This is a genomic window from Synechococcus sp. BA-120 BA3, assembly GCF_034931285.1.
In the GTDB taxonomy this organism is placed as follows: Bacteria; Cyanobacteriota; Cyanobacteriia; order PCC-6307; family Cyanobiaceae; genus Cyanobium.
Genome location: NZ_JAYGHZ010000272.1, coordinates 1 through 15,651 on the forward strand (window position 1 = coordinate 1; position 15,651 = coordinate 15,651).

Annotated in this window: 18 protein-coding genes; 10 read left to right on the forward strand and 8 right to left on the reverse strand. The window is 67.4% G+C overall.

Annotation, left to right across the window (positions count from 1 at the left end; all coding sequences use genetic code 11):
- Positions 1–44: 44 nt before the first annotated feature.
- The 3 genes from VB737_RS10400 to VB737_RS10410 all read left to right on the forward strand — a co-directional run bounded on the left by VB737_RS10400 (position 45) and on the right by VB737_RS10410 (position 4,179).
- Positions 45–1,361: a gluconeogenesis factor YvcK family protein gene (locus VB737_RS10400; RefSeq protein WP_323243433.1), complete on the forward strand. Its 1,317-nt coding sequence runs from the start codon at positions 45–47 to the stop codon at positions 1,359–1,361.
- Positions 1,362–1,544: 183 nt separating this feature from the next.
- Positions 1,545–3,038, forward strand: coding sequence for a polysaccharide pyruvyl transferase family protein (locus VB737_RS10405; RefSeq protein WP_500312777.1), 1,494 nt, complete (start codon positions 1,545–1,547; stop codon positions 3,036–3,038).
- A gap of 40 nt (positions 3,039–3,078) precedes the next feature.
- Positions 3,079–4,179, forward strand: a complete 1,101-nt coding sequence (locus tag VB737_RS10410; RefSeq protein WP_323243431.1) for a glycoside hydrolase family 99-like domain-containing protein — start codon at positions 3,079–3,081, stop codon at positions 4,177–4,179.
- Between the two features lie 6 nt (positions 4,180–4,185).
- Here the strand turns inward: VB737_RS10410 and VB737_RS10415 are convergent, their stop codons facing one another.
- From VB737_RS10415 to ndhC, 3 genes are read right to left on the reverse strand one after another with little or no spacing between them, the layout of a single operon-like run.
- Entirely contained in the window at positions 4,186–4,791 is a 606-nt protein-coding gene (locus VB737_RS10415) for an NAD(P)H-quinone oxidoreductase subunit J (RefSeq protein ID WP_500312778.1), read from the reverse strand.
- Positions 4,784–5,539 (reverse strand): NADH-quinone oxidoreductase subunit NuoB, encoded by a 756-nt coding sequence (gene nuoB / locus VB737_RS10420; protein WP_500312780.1) that lies wholly within the window; start codon positions 5,537–5,539, stop codon positions 4,784–4,786. Before nuoB ends, VB737_RS10415 begins: the two co-directional genes overlap by 8 nt.
- Positions 5,540–5,552: 13 nt before the next feature.
- Positions 5,553–5,915 (reverse strand): photosynthetic/respiratory NAD(P)H-quinone oxidoreductase subunit C, encoded by a 363-nt coding sequence (ndhC, locus tag VB737_RS10425; RefSeq protein WP_015109697.1) that lies wholly within the window; start codon positions 5,913–5,915, stop codon positions 5,553–5,555.
- Between the two features lie 143 nt (positions 5,916–6,058).
- Here ndhC and VB737_RS10430 point away from each other — a divergent pair, with 143 nt between their 5' ends.
- The 6 genes from VB737_RS10430 to VB737_RS10455 all read left to right on the forward strand — a co-directional run bounded on the left by VB737_RS10430 (position 6,059) and on the right by VB737_RS10455 (position 8,333).
- Positions 6,059–6,460 carry a rubredoxin gene (locus tag VB737_RS10430; RefSeq protein ID WP_500312782.1) on the forward strand — a complete coding sequence of 134 codons (402 nt, stop codon included), beginning with the start codon at positions 6,059–6,061 and terminating at the stop codon, positions 6,458–6,460.
- Positions 6,460–7,500 (forward strand): photosynthesis system II assembly factor Ycf48, encoded by a 1,041-nt coding sequence (locus VB737_RS10435; protein WP_500312784.1) that lies wholly within the window; start codon positions 6,460–6,462, stop codon positions 7,498–7,500. The genes VB737_RS10430 and VB737_RS10435 overlap by 1 nt, the downstream gene beginning before the upstream one ends.
- Positions 7,501–7,598: 98 nt before the next feature.
- On the forward strand, positions 7,599–7,853 hold the full coding sequence (gene psbE / locus VB737_RS10440; protein ID WP_015109700.1) for a cytochrome b559 subunit alpha: 255 nt from the start codon (positions 7,599–7,601) through the stop codon (positions 7,851–7,853).
- Positions 7,850–7,987 carry a cytochrome b559 subunit beta gene (gene psbF, locus VB737_RS10445; protein WP_015109701.1) on the forward strand — a complete coding sequence of 46 codons (138 nt, stop codon included), beginning with the start codon at positions 7,850–7,852 and terminating at the stop codon, positions 7,985–7,987. The genes psbE and psbF overlap by 4 nt, the downstream gene beginning before the upstream one ends.
- Positions 7,988–7,994: 7 nt before the next feature.
- The gene (gene psbL / locus VB737_RS10450; protein ID WP_015109702.1) at positions 7,995–8,114 is read left to right on the forward strand and encodes a photosystem II reaction center protein PsbL; all 120 of its coding nucleotides are present in this window, start codon (positions 7,995–7,997) and stop codon (positions 8,112–8,114) included.
- A gap of 18 nt (positions 8,115–8,132) precedes the next feature.
- On the forward strand, positions 8,133–8,333 hold the full coding sequence (locus tag VB737_RS10455) for a photosystem II reaction center protein J (RefSeq protein WP_015109703.1): 201 nt from the start codon (positions 8,133–8,135) through the stop codon (positions 8,331–8,333).
- Positions 8,334–8,425: 92 nt separating this feature from the next.
- Here the strand turns inward: VB737_RS10455 and hisS are convergent, their stop codons facing one another.
- The 4 genes from hisS to VB737_RS10475 are packed head-to-tail and all read right to left on the reverse strand — an operon-like array spanning position 8,426 to position 13,152.
- Positions 8,426–9,727 carry a histidine--tRNA ligase gene (gene hisS / locus VB737_RS10460; protein ID WP_500312786.1) on the reverse strand — a complete coding sequence of 434 codons (1,302 nt, stop codon included), beginning with the start codon at positions 9,725–9,727 and terminating at the stop codon, positions 8,426–8,428.
- 45 nt (positions 9,728–9,772) lie between these two features.
- Positions 9,773–10,801, reverse strand: a complete 1,029-nt coding sequence (locus tag VB737_RS10465; RefSeq protein ID WP_500312788.1) for an NAD-dependent epimerase — start codon at positions 10,799–10,801, stop codon at positions 9,773–9,775.
- Entirely contained in the window at positions 10,798–11,739 is a 942-nt protein-coding gene (locus tag VB737_RS10470; RefSeq protein WP_500312790.1) for a UDP-glucuronic acid decarboxylase family protein, read from the reverse strand. The genes VB737_RS10465 and VB737_RS10470 overlap by 4 nt, the downstream gene beginning before the upstream one ends.
- Positions 11,740–13,152, reverse strand: coding sequence for a nucleotide sugar dehydrogenase (locus VB737_RS10475; protein ID WP_500312792.1), 1,413 nt, complete (start codon positions 13,150–13,152; stop codon positions 11,740–11,742).
- Between the two features lie 145 nt (positions 13,153–13,297).
- Between VB737_RS10475 and galE the strand changes: the two genes are divergently transcribed.
- Positions 13,298–14,440: a UDP-glucose 4-epimerase GalE gene (gene galE / locus VB737_RS10480; RefSeq protein WP_500312794.1), complete on the forward strand. Its 1,143-nt coding sequence runs from the start codon at positions 13,298–13,300 to the stop codon at positions 14,438–14,440.
- On the opposite strand, the gene VB737_RS10485 is transcribed toward galE, so the two are convergent.
- Positions 14,415–15,651 (reverse strand): hypothetical protein (locus VB737_RS10485; protein ID WP_500312795.1); only part of this gene is annotated, 1,237 nt, incomplete at its 5' end. The two genes, galE and VB737_RS10485, sit on opposite strands and share 26 nt — an antisense overlap.

The window sequence follows — 15,651 nt, forward strand, 5'->3', positions numbered from 1 at the left end:
GCCCCCGCTGGGTGGGCCGCGGCGACCTGCGTCAGCAGGACCTGATGAGCCGCTCGCGGCGGGCGGCCCGCTGGCTGCAGCCGGGGCTGGTGGTGAAGCGCTGGATGATCACCTCGGGCCTGGGCCTGGTGATCGCCCTGCTGGGGGCGGCGGTGTGGGCCGACCTGCAGCCCATCTACTGGACCCTCGAGACGATCCGCTGGGGCCTGAACCGCATCACCCAGGTGATGCCGCGGGGCATCACCGGCCCGTTGGTGCTCCTGATCGGCGGTGCCCTGATCTGGCTCGGCCAGAGCCGCAGTTTCGGGGCCATCCAGCAGGCCCTGGCCCCGGAGAAGGACACCCTGCTGGTGGATGCCCTGCTGGCCCAGCGGCGGCTGAACCGCGGCCCCACCATCGTGGCCATCGGCGGCGGCACGGGCCTGGCCACCCTGCTGAGCGGCCTGAAGCGTTACAGCAGCAACCTCACCGCGATCGTCACGGTGGCCGACGACGGCGGCAGCAGCGGCGTGCTGCGACGGGAGCTGGGGGTGCAGCCCCCCGGCGACATCCGCAACTGCCTGGCGGCCCTGGCACGGGAGGAACCCCTGCTCACCCGCCTGTTCCAGTACCGCTTCAAGGCCGGCAGCGGCCTGGAGGGCCACAGCTTCGGCAACCTGTTCCTGAGCGCCCTGACGGCCATCACCGGCAGCCTGGAATCGGCGATCATCGCCAGCAGCCGGGTGCTGGCGGTCCAGGGGCAGGTGGTGCCGGCCACCAACGCCGACGTACGCCTCTGGGCGGAACTGGAAAACGGCGAACGGATCGAGGGGGAATCCCAGATCGGGCATGCTCCCTGTCCAATCGTGCGCCTGGGCTGCACCCCGGAGCGGCCGCCGGCCCTGCCGCGGGCCCTGGAGGCGATCGCCAACGCCGAGCTGATCGTGCTGGGGCCAGGGAGCCTCTACACCTCCCTGCTGCCCAACCTGCTGGTGCCGGAACTTGTGAGCGCCATCAGCGCCAGCAAGGCGCCGCGGCTGTACATCTGCAACCTCATGACCCAGCCCGGCGAGACCGACGGCCTGGACGTCGGCGGCCACCTGCGGGCGATCGAAGCCCAGCTGGCGAGCCTGGGGGTGGAGCAGCGCCTGTTCACGGCCGTGCTGGCCCAGGAGGATCTGGACGACTCCAGCCTGCTCGACGTCTACCGGCTGCGGGGGGCCGAACCGGTGACCTGCGAGGCCTCCGACCTGAGGGAGCAGGGCTACGAGGTGATCCTGGCGCCGCTGCAGGGGGCCCGCCCCAGCGCCACCCTGCGGCACGAGCCGCGCAGTGTGGCCAAGGAGGTGATCCGCTTCTACCGGAAGCACAGGAGGGATTGAGGCCGTAAACTCCCGACGCTGCAACAGTGGAATGCCTTCATCGGCTTCGGTGAGCGGATCGAGGTATCAAGGAATGTGGGCATCCAGAGCTCAAGGCTGCGCACCCATCGATCTCCGGTGGACGAACAAGGGATTGGCTCCAAACGCTCCGATAAGGCAAAACCGCTCAAGCGCCGATAGCGAATGAATCCGGACGCCATTCTTTTCGGTGCCTTTGAACGGCACAATTTTGGCGATCTTCTCATGGGATATGCCTTTGAGAAACTACTCAGGCAGAGAGGTATCAACACCATTCATGCCAGCATTCTTGACAACGATCTCACGGCATGTGGCGGCACAAGGGTCCACTCGATCTTCGACTTACTTGCCAACGGACTTGATCCAGACATACCAGTACTGCACGTCGGAGGCGAGACAGCGACCTGCTCCTTCAATGACGCCCTAGCCTGTGACTCTCCGGCACCCCTGCCCTACCATCTCAAGGACATCATCAGCTCCGAAATCCATCAGGAGCTGGGCACGGACCGTCCCTTCCCCTATCTGACACCACCCAAGGAACGCATCAACACAGCATCGAAGCCATGGGAGAACAGACTTTTTTATGGCATCGGCCTCACCCAGCTCTCAGATGACAGAGCAGACAATGAAAGGCTGAGAGCCACCTTGGCAGCGGCCAGAATGATCAGCTTTAGAGATACCCACTCCATAAGAAATGCGAGAAGCTTGGGTATTACGCAAGCCACCTATGCCCCAGACATTGTACTGTCCATCAGCCAATTGATGCCCGTCTCCAAGCCCATTGGACCTAGCAGTCTTCTCATGCATTTTAAAGGTGACTATCTGAGAAGAAACTCCGCTGAGCTGATCCATGCGCTGTCACAGATTGCCCCGCACTTCGAAGGCGGCCTGAAGCTTGGCCTTGCGGGCACTGCCAACTACCACGATTCACTCGACGAGTACTACCGATTCAAGCAACTGGCCGAAGAATCGTCCGTTCCAATAGAAGTTCTGCCTTCGGTTGACATTCTGACCATCTGCCAGCAGATTGCAAGTGCTGCAGCGGTCATATCCACCAGCCTGCACTACCGCATCGTGGCCAGATCTTACGGTGTGCCACGACTGACCATGAACATGCACAAGGTCAACTGCTGGTCAGAAAGCAATGATGCTCTCTACCCGTTCGGAATGGAGCCAGGTCAGCTGCCGGCTTCTCTCCACACCATCATGCGAATGGAAAGGCCTGTTGAGGACAGCGGCCAAACGAAGGATCTGGCCATCATTGATCGCCATTTGGAAGCCATCACAGGGATCATCAGATCTTCTGCTCCCAACTCCGACAGGCCCAAAGTGAGTGAGTCCCCGCCGCAACCCGGGCCACCCTCCCCAGATCTGTGGATCGCCTCAATGGCCCGCTGCCTTGACGACAGAGACTCGTCCATCAGGACGCAGGCTGAAATCATCAAGTTCCAGGACGCTGTGCTTTCCTCGAAGGCACGCTTGCTGGGGCGACTGTTGCAACTTCTGATCGCGTCTGTTCGGCCCCTACGCGCGTCAACGGTCACCAGCTCCAGCCCGGCCAGTCAGCACGTCCCGGGAGGCCCTCAGGGATCAGCGGGTAAGGGTGATCCCCATCACCCCATCGCCCACCAAAAGGCCGTGCATCCGATAGAGCCCTGAAGCACAGACAGACGCCCGATCAGCCAGTCATTCGTTTCTCGTGAATTCAGCCAAAGCCATCGCCTTCTACCTTCCCCAGTATCATCCGATACCGGAGAATGATCAGTGGTGGGGCAAGGGATTCACGGAATGGCGCAACGTGACCAGGGCGCGGCCTCTGTACTCCCGTCACTACCAGCCCCATCTGCCGGCCGATCTGGGCTTCTACGACCTGCGTCTGCCGGAAGTGCGCCAAGCCCAGGCGGAACTGGCCCATGCCTTCGGCCTCCATGGGTTCTGCTACTACCACTACTGGTTCAATGGCCGGCGCGTGCTGCAGCGGCCATTCGAAGACGTGCTGGCCTCAGGGGAGCCTGACTTTCCCTTCTGTCTCTGCTGGGCCAACGAAAACTGGACCCGGCGGTGGGACGGATCGGATGACGAGATTCTTCTCGCGCAGATCTACAGCGAGCAGGACGATCGCGATCACCTGTTGTCCTTGTTAGCGGCCTTCAGGGATCCCCGCTACATCAGGATCGAAGGTAAACCGCTGTTTCTTGTCTACCGCACCAGCGCCCTGCCCCATCTGGCCCGGACGGCAGAGATCTGGCGTTCGATTGCCCATGACCATGGCTTGGGAGATCTCTATCTCGTTTCCGTCGAATCGAAGGAGGAGGAGATCAACAACCCCCAAAACTTCGGCTTCGATGCCGCCGTGGAATTTCAGCCCTGCTGGCCGATGCTTGGCAGGCTTCCCGCCCAGACTCCCAGCCTTCGAGAAAAGATCAAGGGGGTCATCAAGAATGAGTCTCCAGGCAAAAAGATTCACCGGGTTGTCGACTACGAAAAGGTCTGCCAAGCCGCCCTTGCCAGGCCTGTCCCTCCCTATCCCCGTTTTCCCTGTGTCACCCCTTCCTGGGACAACACGGCCCGCCGGCGCTGGGGCGGCATCATCCTCCAGGATGCGACGCCGGAGCGCTATGGCCACTGGCTCAGGCAGACGGTGGAACGCCTCCCTGACTACGGCCTTCCTGAACCGGTCGTGTTCATCAACGCCTGGAACGAGTGGGCCGAAGGCAACCACCTGGAACCCGATCAGCGCTGGGGAACCCGCTACCTAGAGGAAACACTCGCCGCACTCAGCGGCTCAGGCGCTCCATAGAGGCCTTCAATAGGCATCCTGCATCTCATAGAAATCAGGCTGCACGTAATCCTTGCGCAACGGATAGCCCTTCCAGTCCTCGGGCATCAGCAGGCGTTTGGGGTGGGGATGGCCTTCGTAGGCGATGCCGAACATGTCGAAGGTTTCACGCTCCTGCCAGTCCGCGCCGCGGAACAGGCCGTAGAGGCTGGGGATCGACAGGGCGCCGTCCCGGGGCAGGAACACCTTGAGACGCACTTCATCAGGACGCGCCTCCGCCGGCAGGGGGCCGGTGGCTTCGGCCATGGCCGAATACTGCTCAACCATCGAGGCCAGCTTGACCAGGTGATAGAAGCTCACCAAGCGGCCGCCCGGGCCTTCGTCGTAGCCGCCTTGGCACTGGAGGTAGTCGAAACCGGCGGCCTTCAGGGCCGTGGCCACCAACGGCAGGGCTGCAGGCTCCACGCCAAGCAGTTCGACCCCGGAGTGGTCCGGGCCCAGGGTGACCGCATCGAAACCCTGACCGCTCAGCCAGGTGGCGACGGGGCCGGGGGCGGCGGCCTGCAGGGCTCCGGCATCCGCGGATTCCGTGGCGTCCGAGGCGCCGGGGGTGACGGGTGACTCCTCAGGCATCGGTAGTGGAAGCGGTGGTGGCTGGGACGGTGGCGGTGTCAGCGGGGGCGCCCATCGGCAGACCGGCGGCGGCGGCCAGGGCAGCCTGCTGGGTTTCGGCCCGCAGGTAGGCCCCGGTGACGATCGGATCGATCCGCTTCATCTGGTGGGGGATCGTGCAGTAGCGGTGGGTGGGACGGAGGTTGCCCCGCTCGGCCAGGGCTTCGTTGCCCACCTTCTTACGTAGCTTGATCACCGCATCGAAGATCGCTTCGGGACGCGGCGGGCAGCCCGGCAGGTAGAGATCGACGGGGATCAGCTTGTCGACCCCGCGCACCGCCGTGGTGGAATCGGCGGAGAACATGCCGCCGGTGATGGTGCAGGCCCCCATGGCAATGACATACTTGGGCTCCGGCATCTGCTCGTAGAGCCGCACCAGGGCGGGAGCCATCTTCATCGTGACGGTGCCGGCCACGATCAGCAGGTCGGCCTGGCGGGGGCTGGAGCGGGGCACCAGGCCGAAGCGGTCGAAGTCGAAGCGGGAGCCGATCAGGGCCGCGAACTCGATGAAGCAGCAGGCCGTGCCGTAGAGCAGCGGCCAGAGGCTGCTGAGCCGGGCCCAGTTGTGGAGATCGTCGAGGCTCGTGAGAATGATGTTCTCGGACAGATCGGCGGTGACGCCGGGGGCACCCACGGGGCCGCAGCTGGCCTCACGCAGGTCGCGCAGGGCATCGACGGAAAGGGAGCCGGCAGAAGGTGTGAGGGTCATGGTGGGGAGGTGCTCAGCTCCACTCGAGGGCGCCCTTGCGCCAGGCATACGCCAGGGCCAGCACCAAGATGGAGATGAAGATCAGAGCCTCGATGAAGGCCAGCAGCCCGAGACGGTGGAAGGCCACCGCCCAGGGATAGAGGAAGACGGTCTCGACATCGAAGATGACGAAGACCAGGGCGAACATGTAGTAGCGGATGTTGAACTGGATCCAGGCCCCGCCGATCGGTTCCATGCCCGATTCGTAGGTGAGCTGACGCTCCCCCTGGCGGCTCTTGGGGGCCAGCAGCTTGTTGGCCACCAGCGCCAGCACCGGAACCGCCGCCGAAATCAGCAGGAAGCCCAGAAAGGCGTCGTAGCCGGAGAGCACGAACATCGGCAGACCCAACCTGGCGCGCATTCTGCCACCTGCCTCCGGGGGCGGCGGTCGCCGCGACGACCGGCGCGGCCAGCTGTCCAGAGGGGCCGCAGTGCCCGGGGTCGCCGTCGATAGAGTTCCCATGTATGGCCAGGCACGGGATGAGCACGGAACCGCCGACGGAGACACCCACCGAAGAGGCCCCCGCCGGGGCCGTCAGCGAGGCGCCCGGACCCGTCGTCGAGGATCCCTCCGGCCACCGCTTCGAGTGCCGCAGCTGCGGCTTCGTCTACGACCCGGCCGAAGGGGTGAAGAAGCTGGGGATCGCTGCCGGCACCTCCTTCCTTGACCTCGACCCGGTCGGTTTCCGCTGCCCGGTCTGCCGCAGCCGGGTGGGGGCGTTCAAGGACATCGGCCCGCGCAACAAGCCCAGTGGCTTTGAGGAGAACCTCAACTTCGGCCTCGGGGTGAACCGCCTCACCCCCGGCCAGAAGAACGTTCTGATCTTCGGGGGGTTCGCCCTGGCCTTCGCTTTCTTCCTCTCCCTCTATTCCCTGCGTTGATGCCTGCGCCCCGTCCCGCCCTGCCGGCCATCCTTCGCCCGCTGCGGCCCCTGCTCAGCCTGGCCCTTTCGCTCGTGCTCGCCCTTGGCCTCACGGGCTGCGTCACCACCGGACTGGCCACCGCTTCCGCCAGCCCCTGGCAGGCCGTCCCCCTGGACACCCGCTCCAACCCCCTCGACGTGGCCTTCAGCAGCGCCGACCACGGCTTCCTGGTGGGCAGCAACCGGCTGATCATGGAAACCGACGACGCTGGCGCCAGCTGGCAGGAACGGGCCCTCGACCTGCCGGAGGAAGAGAACTTCCGGCTGATCAGTATCGACTTCAGCGGCCCCGAGGGATGGATCGTGGGCCAGCCCGGCCTGCTGCTGCACAGCGACGACGCCGGCCGCAGCTGGAGCCGGCTGCTGCTCGACACCAAGCTGCCCGGCGAGCCCTACCTGGTGACGGCCCTGGGGCCGAAGACCGCCGAACTGGCCACCAACGTCGGTGCCGTCTATCGCACCACCGATGCCGGCTCCAGCTGGCAGGCCCTGGTGGGCGATGCCGCCGGTGCCATCCGCGACCTGCGCCGCAGCGCCGAGGGCGACTACGTCAGCGTCAGCAGCCTGGGCAACTTCTTCGCCACCTGGGAACCCGGCCTGCCGGCCTGGCAGGTGCACCAACGGGTCAGCAGCCAGCGGCTGCAGTCGATGGGCTTCCAGCCCGACGGTCACCTCTGGATGGTGGCCCGGGGCGCCCAGCTGCGCTTCGACGGCGACCCCAGCACCGCCGAAAGCACCGAAAGCGGCGACTGGAGCAAGCCCGTGATCCCGATCACCAACGGCTACGGCTACCTCGACATGGCCTGGGATCCCCGCGGCTCCGTCTGGGCCGGCGGCGGCAACGGCACCCTGCTGGTGAGCAACGATGCCGGAGCCAGCTGGCAGCGGGATCCGGTGGGCAGCGAACAGCCCACCAACTTCTCCCGGATCGTCTTCGCCGCCGATGGCAAGGGCTTTGTCCTGGGGGAGCGGGGCGTGCTGCTGCGCTGGGTGGGCTGAGGGCGGGGGCAACTGCATCCCTCTGTAACCAACCCCCCGTCCCGCTCCCGAGGGCCGGGGGCCGCCCCCTAGGATTGCCGGGCTGAACGCTTGTTGCTATGGCTGCCGGCTCCACAGGGGAACGCCCGTTCTTCGAGATCATCACAAGCATCCGCTACTGGGTCATCCATGCGGTGACCCTGCCGGCCATCTTCCTGGCGGGCTTCCTGTTCGTGTCCACCGGCCTGGCCTACGACGCCTTCGGCACGCCCCGTCCGGATGCCTACTTCCAGGCCCAGGAAACCAAGGCTCCCGTTGTGAGTCAGCGTTACGAGGGCAAGAGCAGCCTTGATCTGCGCCTCCAGGAACCATGACCCAGTCCACCGCTCCCACCACGCCGCGCAACTACCCGATCTTCACGGTGCGCTGGCTGTCCGTCCACGCCCTCGGCATTCCCACGGTCTTCTTCCTGGGTGCCCTGGCGGCCATGCAGTTCGTCCGTCGCTGAGACATCCATGCAGCGCAATCCCAACCCCAACAACCTGCCGGTCGAGCTGAACCGCACCAGCCTCTATCTCGGGCTGCTGTTCGTGTTCGTCATCGGCATCCTCTTCTCCAGCTACTTCTTCAACTGATCGGGAGGCACCCCATCCATGAGCGGCAAGAAATCCTCACTTCCTGACGGTCGGATCCCCGACCGCCTTCCCGACGGCCGCCCGGCCGTGGCCTGGAAGAGCCGGTGGACCGAAGGGGTCCTGCCGCTCTGGATGGTCGCCACCGCCGGTGGCATGGCCGTGATCTTCGTGGTCGGCCTGTTCTTCTACGGCTCCTACGTGGGTGTGGGTTCGGCCTGATCGAACGCCGGCCAACGCGCCGTCCCAATGGCCCCATTCAGCGGATCCCCAGAGATCCGCTTTTTTTTGGCCTCGGGCAACCGCGCGGCGGTTCACCCGTGGCGCCGCAGCTCCTCCGACGGCAGCGCCAGAAACGCCTCCCGGCTCAGGACCCGATCCCCGGATCCAGCCTCACTGGCCAGGGACAGCAGCCGCACCTGGCCGGCCCCGGCCTCCTCATCACCCAGCAGCAGGGCCCAGCGGGCGCCGCTCCGGCGGGCGCGCTTGAGCTGCTTGTCGAAACCGGCGCCGCTGAGATCCAGTTGCACCGCCAGCGGCGCCCCCGGGCGCTGGCGGCAATACCGGGCCAGCTCCAGGGCGCAGGCCTCTCCCAGGCCCCCCCGGTTCACCACGTAGATATCGGGTTGGGCCGCCGTCACGGGAGCCTGGGTGCCCGCCTCCATGGCCTGGCTGAGCAGCAGCACCAGCCGCTCCATGCCCAGGGCCCATCCGATGGCGGGGGTGGGGGGGCCGCCCAGCTGCTCCACCAGGCCGTCGTAGCGCCCGCCGCCGCACACCGTTGCCTGGGCCCCCAGCTGGCTGCTGGTGATCTCGAAGGCGGTGTGGCCGTAGTAGTCGAGGCCCCGCACCAGGCGCGGGTTGAGCTCGAACGGGATGGCGAGGGCCTCCAGACCCTGCCGCACCCTTAGAAAGCGTTCATGGCTCTCGCCGCTGAGGGCATCGGCCAGGGTGGGGGCTCCGGCCAGCAGGGCCTGGGTGTCGGGGTTCTTGGAATCGAGCACCCGCAGGGGGTTGGTGGCGATCCGCTGCTGCGAATCGGGATCCAGACGCTGCCGATGGGCCTCCAGCCAGGCCACCAGTTCGGCCCGATAGCGCTCCCGGTCCTCGGGGCTGCCGAGGGAGTTGAGCTCCAGGGACAGGCCACCCACCCCCAGATCCATCAGCAGATCCCAGGCGATGGCGATGGCCTCGACGTCGCTGCGGGGATCAGCGTGGCCGAGGAACTCCAGGCCGATCTGGTGGAACTGCCGCTGCCGGCCGGCCTGGGGCCGCTCGTAGCGGAACATCGGCCCGCCGTACCAGAGCCGCTGGGGTCCCTGGGCCACCAGGCCATGCTGGATCGCGGCCCGCACCACCGAGGCGGTGCCCTCGGGCCGCAGGGTGCAGCGGCGGGCGCCGCGGTCCTCGAAGCTGTACATCTCCTTGCCCACCACGTCGGTGGCCTCGCCGATGCCCCGGGCGAACAGCTCGGTCACCTCGAGCAGGGGCGTGCGGATCTCCTCGACGGCGGCCCGGCGGAAGTGCTCCCTGGCGGTGGCCTCGATCCGCTGCCAGAAGGGGGTCTGACCGGGCAGCAGGTCGACCATGCCCCGCAGGCTCTGGAGCGGTTTCAAGACGGTGCGGATCGGCAGCGAACCATTGTGCCCGAAGGGCTCGGCTCAGACGCCGTGGAAGGCGCGGTACCAGGCGGCGAAGCGCCCGATCCCGGACTCGATCGCCGTGGAGGGGCGAAACCCCACCCAGGACTCCAGGGCGGTGGTGTCGGCGGCGGTGGCCGGCACGTCCCCGGGCTGCATGGGCTGCAGATCCCGGATCGCCGGACGTCCGAGGGCCTGCTCGAGCAGTTCGATGAACCGCAGCAGGGGCACGGGACGGGCATTGCCGATGTTGAAGACCCGGTGGGGGGCGGCGGCGGTGGCCGGGTCGGGGTGCAGCGGATCGAAGGCGGGATCGGCTGTGGCGGGCTTGTCGAGGCAGCGGATCACCCCCTCGACGATGTCGTCGATGTAGGTGAAATCCCGCTCCATGCGGCCCTGGTTGAACACCCGGATCGGATCGCCGGCCAGGATCGCGCGGGCGAACAGCATCGGTGCCATGTCGGGCCGCCCCCAGGGGCCGTAGACGGTGAAGAAGCGCAGGCCGGTGGCCGGCAGGCCGTAGAGATGGCTGTAGGTGTGGGCCATCAGCTCATTGGCCTTCTTGGTGGCCGCATAAAGGCTCACCGGGTGGTTCACCGGGTCCCGCTCCCGGAAGGGCATGTGGCGGTTGCCCCCGTAGATCGAGCTGCTGGAGGCATACACCAGGTGCTCCACACCCGCGTGGCGACAGCCTTCGAGCACCGTGCCGAACCCCACCAGATTGCTCTGGATGTAAAGCGCCGGGTTGTCGATCGAATGCCGCACCCCGGCCTGGGCGGCCAGGTGCAGCACCCGGGCGGGACGCTCGGCGGCGAACAGGGCCGCCACCGCATCGGCGTCCACCAGATCGAGGCGATGGAAGGCGAAGGCCCCGGCCGGCGCCAGGGCCTCCAGCCGCTCCAACCGGGCCCGCTTCAGGGCCGGGTCGTAGTAGGTGTTGAGATTGTCGAGCCCGACCACCCGCTCGCCCCGGGCCAGCAGGCGCTCGGCCGCCGCCGCGCCGATGAAGCCGGCGACACCGGTGACGAGGATCGGCCCCCTCGCCGTCAACGGCCCGCCCGCATCCGTTCCCGGAAGTAGGCGATCGTGGGCTCGAGACCCTCGTCCAAGCTCACCTTCGGCTCCCAGCCGAGCAGCTCGCGGGCCAGGTCGATCACGGGCTGGCGCTGCAGGGGATCGTCCTGGGGCAGGGGCTGGGTGGTGAGCTCCAGGGAGGGCTGGATCCGCTCCCTGACCTTCTCGGCCAGCTGGCGGATGGTGAACTCGCCGGGGTTGCCGATGTTGATCGGGCCGGTGTGCTCGCCGTTCATCAGCCGGATCATGCCCTCGATCAGGTCATCCACGTAGCAGAAGGAGCGGGTCTGGCTGCCGTCGCCGTAGAGGGTGAGGGGCAGATCCTGCAGGGCCTGGACGATGAAGTTGCTCACCACCCGGCCATCGTCGGGGAGCATGCGGGGCCCATAGGTGTTGAAGATGCGCATCACCCGGATCTCAGTGCCGTGCATGCGCTGGTAGTCGAAGCAGAGCGTCTCGGCGATCCGCTTGCCTTCGTCGTAGCAGGAGCGGATGCCGATGGTGTTGACGCAGCCCCGGTAGCTCTCGGGCTGGGGATGGACCTCCGGATCGCCGTAGACCTCGCTGGTGCTGGCCAGCAGCAGCCGGGCGCCGACGCGCCGCGCCAGGCCGAGCATGTTGTAGGTGCCGAGGAAGCTGGTCTTGGCGGTCTTGATCGGGTTCGACTGGTAATGGACCGGCGAGGCCGGGCAGGCCAGATGCCAGATGCGGTCGATCTCCAGGCGGATCGGCTCGGTGACGTCGTGGCGGATCAGCTCAAAGCTGGGGTGACCCAGCCAGTGGCGGATGTTGTCCTTGCGACCGGTGTAGAAGTTGTCGAGGCAGATCACCTCCTCACCGGCCTCCATCAGCCGGTCGACCAGATGGGAACCCAGGAAGCCGGCCCCGCCCGTGATCAGATTGCGCCGTGTCACTCAGCCCTCGCCCACCCGCCAGACGTTAAGACCCGCCGCCCGGGCGGCAGCGGCATCGGCGATGGCCCTGGCGTCGAACAGCCAGGCCGGGCGGCGCATCTGGGCCGCGATCGCCCCCCAGTCGAGCCGGGCGTAGTCGCGCCATTCGGTGAGGATCAGGATGGCATCGGTGCCGGCGGCCGCCTCCAGGGGCGATCCCGCGGTCTGCCAGCCGCCGTCGGCCGTGGAAGGGGGCTGGCCGAGATCCTCGGCGATCTGGGCGGGGGACACCTTGGGATCCACGATCACCAGGCGGGCCCCCTCCTCGATCAGGTCCAGGCAGATGCGGATGGCGGGGGCCTCCCGGGTGTCGTTCGTGTCCGCCTTGAAGGCGAAGCCCAGCACGGCGATCCGCTTGCCGGTGACGGTGCCGAACAGGCGTTGCACCACCAGCCGGGCGATGCGGTCCTGCTGCCAGGTGTTGAGGGTCACCACCTGCTCCCAGTAGCCCGCCACCTCCTCCAGCCCGTAGTGGCGGCAGAGGTACACCAGGTTGAGGATGTCCTTCTGGAAGCAACTGCCGCCAAAACCGGGTCCGGCCTGCAGGAACCTGGCGCCGATCCTGGAATCGGTGCCGATGGCGCGGCCCACCTCGCGCACATCCGCGCCGGTGGCCTCACACAGGGCAGCGATGCTGTTGATCGAGGAGATCCTCTGGGCCAGATAGGCGTTGGCGGTGAGCTTGGAGAGCTCGCTGCTCCAGAGATTGGTGCGCAGGATCCGCTCCTGGGGCACCCAGGTGGCGTAGATCCCGGCCAGGGATTCGATCGCCGCTGGGTCCTCGCCGCCGATCAGCACCCTGTCGGGGGCTTCAAGGTCGGCGATCGCCGTGCCCTCGGCCAGGAATTCGGGATTGGAAAGCACCGCAAAGGTCTTGGCTTGCCTGCGATCGCCCTCCGGGCGGTTCTGCTGGGCGGCCCCCAGGATCGCCTTGACCGTCTCGGCGGTGCGCACCGGCAGGGTGCTCTTCTCCACCACGATCGTGTGGCCCCGGGCAGAGGCGGCCACCTGGCGGGCGGAGGCCTCGATCCAGCGCAGGTCACTGGCCTGGCCGGCCCCCACGCCCTTGGTCTTGGTGGGGGTGTTCACCGACAGAAACACCATGTCGGCGGCGGCGATGGCCGCATCGACTTCGGTGCTGAAGTGGAGGTTGCGCCCCCTGGCCCGGCCCACCACCGCATCAAGCCCGGGTTCATACACCGGCAGCCGGCCCAGATCCGGGTCATTCCAGGCGGCGATCCGCTCGGCATTGAGGTCGACCACCGTGACCTGGATCCCGGGGCAGCGATCGGCGATCACCGCCATCGTCGGTCCCCCCACATAACCCGCTCCGATGCAACAGATGGTGCGAATCGGCGGATGGGCCGGGTCCATGGGGGATGGCAGTGCTGCGGGGACATTACCGCCCTTGCCTGGCTTTGGCCGTCGCCGTGGCCGGGCGATGGCGGTGGCAGTGGCGGGCGGTGGCGGAGGTTAAGGACAGGTAAGTTGAGGGTGACCGCCTGACGGGGGCCGTTCCTTGACCAAGGTGCTGCTCACGGGAGGGGCCGGATTCATCGGCAGCCACACCTGCCTGGCGCTCCTGGAGGCCGGCCATCAGGTCGTGGTGATCGACGACTTCAGCAACGGCAGCCCCGAAGCCCTGCGCCGCGTCAGCGAACTGGCCGGGCTGGAGGGCTGGCGGCAGCTGTCGCCGGAGCAGTGGGCCGCGGGAGACGGTCAGCCGGCCCGGCTCACTCTGCTGAAAGGGGATGTGCGCTCCCCCGGGGATCTCGACCGGGCCTTCGGGGTCGGGGAGGAGCTGGCCGGCGACCGCATCGGCGCCGTGCTCCACTTCGCCGGCCTCAAGGCGGTGGGGGAGTCGATGGACCAGCCCCTGCGCTACTGGGACGTGAACGTCGCCGGTACGGTCCGGCTGCTGGAGGCCATGGGCCGCCACGGCTGCCGGACGCTGGTCTTCAGCAGCAGCGCCACCCTCTACGGCCTCACCGATCGGGTGCCGATCCCCGAGACGGCCCCGCTGCGGCCGATCAATCCCTACGGCTACACCAAGGCCGCGGTGGAGCGGATGCTGGCCGATTTGGCGGCCAGCACGCCCGGCTGGCGCATCGCCCTGCTGCGGTACTTCAATCCGGTGGGTGCCCACCCCAGCGGGCGCATCGGCGAAGACCCCAGCGGCCCGCCCAACAACCTCTTCCCCTTCCTCTGCCAGGTGGCGGCTGGACGCCGCCAGCGGCTGGAGGTGTTCGGTGGCGACTGGCCCACCCCCGACGGCACCGGCGTCCGCGACTATCTGCACGTGATGGACCTGGTCGAGGGCCACAGCCGGGCCCTGGAGGTGCTGGAGGCGGAACCGCCCCAGCTGCTCACCCTCAACCTCGGCAGCGGTCGTGGCCAATCGGTGCTCGATCTGGTGCGCAGCTTCGAAGCCACCAACGGCCTCACCCTCCCCTACGCGGTGGTGGATCGGCGGCCGGGGGATTCCGCCATCAGCGTCGCCGATCCCCGCGAGGCGGAGCGGCGCATGGGCTGGCGGACCCGGCGCTCCCTGGCGGACATCTGCCGCGATGGCTGGGCCTGGCAGAGCGCCAATCCGGTGGGCTACCGCGGCTGCGAGTGCCGGCCAGGCCCGGCTCTCATTGAGGCGCAGCGGGTGTTCTGAGGTACACCCGCATTCCGTGCTCGTGCCGCTCCAGCTGAAAACCCACCCGGGCGAGCTGCTCCGTGGAGATGCGGTTGAGGGAGAGATCCCCGTAGCGGCTGAGCAGATCCGGCTGCCAGTGGTTGCTGGCCCGGGCGATCCGGCTCTCGTAGGGCACGTAGGCATCCCTGAGCACGATCACATCAACCCCGCGCTCGTCGAGCCAGGCCCGCAGCGCGGCGGTGGAGTTCAGGGCGCTCAGCAGCCCCGGATACTGGCCCGTCTCCACCGACGAAGCCGCCAGCTTGGTGATGTCCCTGGCGGCCAACGGAGCCAGGCACTGGCGCGTGCCCAGCACCGCGCCGACATAGGGATCGCTCAGCAGGGTCCGGCCCTGCAGCCGAGGTTGTTGCTCGCACAGCTCCCGCAGGGGCCCGAGGATCGGTTCGATGGTGGTGCCATCCGCCGGCCGCACCTCCTCCAGGGGGGTGAGCAGATGGGGAACCTTGGAAACGAACACATTGGATCGCCCCTGCAGTCCGATCGGAACCGCCAGCACGGCGATCAGGGAGACCAGCATCGCGACCAGGATCCCCCGTTGCAGGGACCATCCCCCGGCGCTGTGGGGCCGCCCCGAGCGTTCGAGGGCCTGGGCCATCGCCGGGATGCTGATCCAGAACAGGCTGGTCCAGACCAGCCGGTAGGCGCTGTCCGGCTCGATCAGCTTGAAGACCAGATCATTGATGAAGGGAGCCCACCACTCCAGCAGCACCAGCGGCGCCAGCAGCGCCAGGGCCAGCACGGCGCCAGGGGGACGGCACTGGCCCCTCCAGGCCACGGCACAGACCAGCGACAGCCCCAGCGCCGCCAGAAACGCCGGCTCCCAGGTCGCCACCGGCAGGCTGGGCCAGAAGTAGAAGAAACGGTGTCCCAGAAGCCGGTAGTCGTGGACGAAGCGCATCGTCTCCGGCCAGGCGTAGAAGGATTCGAGCCTTGGGTGCCAGGGCAGACGGTTGAGGGCCGCGAGCAGCAGTCCGGCTCCGGCGGCAGCGGCCAGCAAGCGCCGCCGTGAGGGCCAGACCACCAGGCTGGCGGCCGTGGTGGCCACCAGGAGGTTGACCGTCAGAAAGCCCGTCACCCCATGGGAGTGATAGGCGAGGTAGGCGGCCCCCAGCAGCAGCGCCGCCGCACCGCCCAGCTGGCGGGCACCGGGCCAGCGCGGCCGCTGCAGC

Bases quoted from the DNA above. Each gene is read 5' to 3' on its own strand.
- psbL (WP_015109702.1), top strand. From the start codon at position 7,995: ATGCAGCGCAATCCCAACCCCAACAACCTGCCGGTCGAGCTGAACCGC.
- psbF (WP_015109701.1), top strand. From the start codon at position 7,850: ATGACCCAGTCCACCGCTCCCACCACGCCGCGCAACTACCCGATCTTC.
- nuoB (WP_500312780.1), bottom strand. From the start codon at position 5,539: ATGACCCTCACACCTTCTGCCGGCTCCCTTTCCGTCGATGCCCTGCGC.
- VB737_RS10475 (WP_500312792.1), bottom strand. From the start codon at position 13,152: ATGGACCCGGCCCATCCGCCGATTCGCACCATCTGTTGCATCGGAGCG.
- VB737_RS10430 (WP_500312782.1), top strand. From the start codon at position 6,059: ATGAGCACGGAACCGCCGACGGAGACACCCACCGAAGAGGCCCCCGCC.
- VB737_RS10400 (WP_323243433.1), top strand. From the start codon at position 45: ATGAGCCGCTCGCGGCGGGCGGCCCGCTGGCTGCAGCCGGGGCTGGTG.
- VB737_RS10455 (WP_015109703.1), top strand. From the start codon at position 8,133: ATGAGCGGCAAGAAATCCTCACTTCCTGACGGTCGGATCCCCGACCGC.
- VB737_RS10405 (WP_500312777.1), top strand. From the start codon at position 1,545: ATGAATCCGGACGCCATTCTTTTCGGTGCCTTTGAACGGCACAATTTT.
- ndhC (WP_015109697.1), bottom strand. From the start codon at position 5,915: ATGTTCGTGCTCTCCGGCTACGACGCCTTTCTGGGCTTCCTGCTGATT.
- VB737_RS10435 (WP_500312784.1), top strand. From the start codon at position 6,460: ATGCCTGCGCCCCGTCCCGCCCTGCCGGCCATCCTTCGCCCGCTGCGG.
- VB737_RS10415 (WP_500312778.1), bottom strand. From the start codon at position 4,791: ATGCCTGAGGAGTCACCCGTCACCCCCGGCGCCTCGGACGCCACGGAA.
- psbE (WP_015109700.1), top strand. From the start codon at position 7,599: ATGGCTGCCGGCTCCACAGGGGAACGCCCGTTCTTCGAGATCATCACA.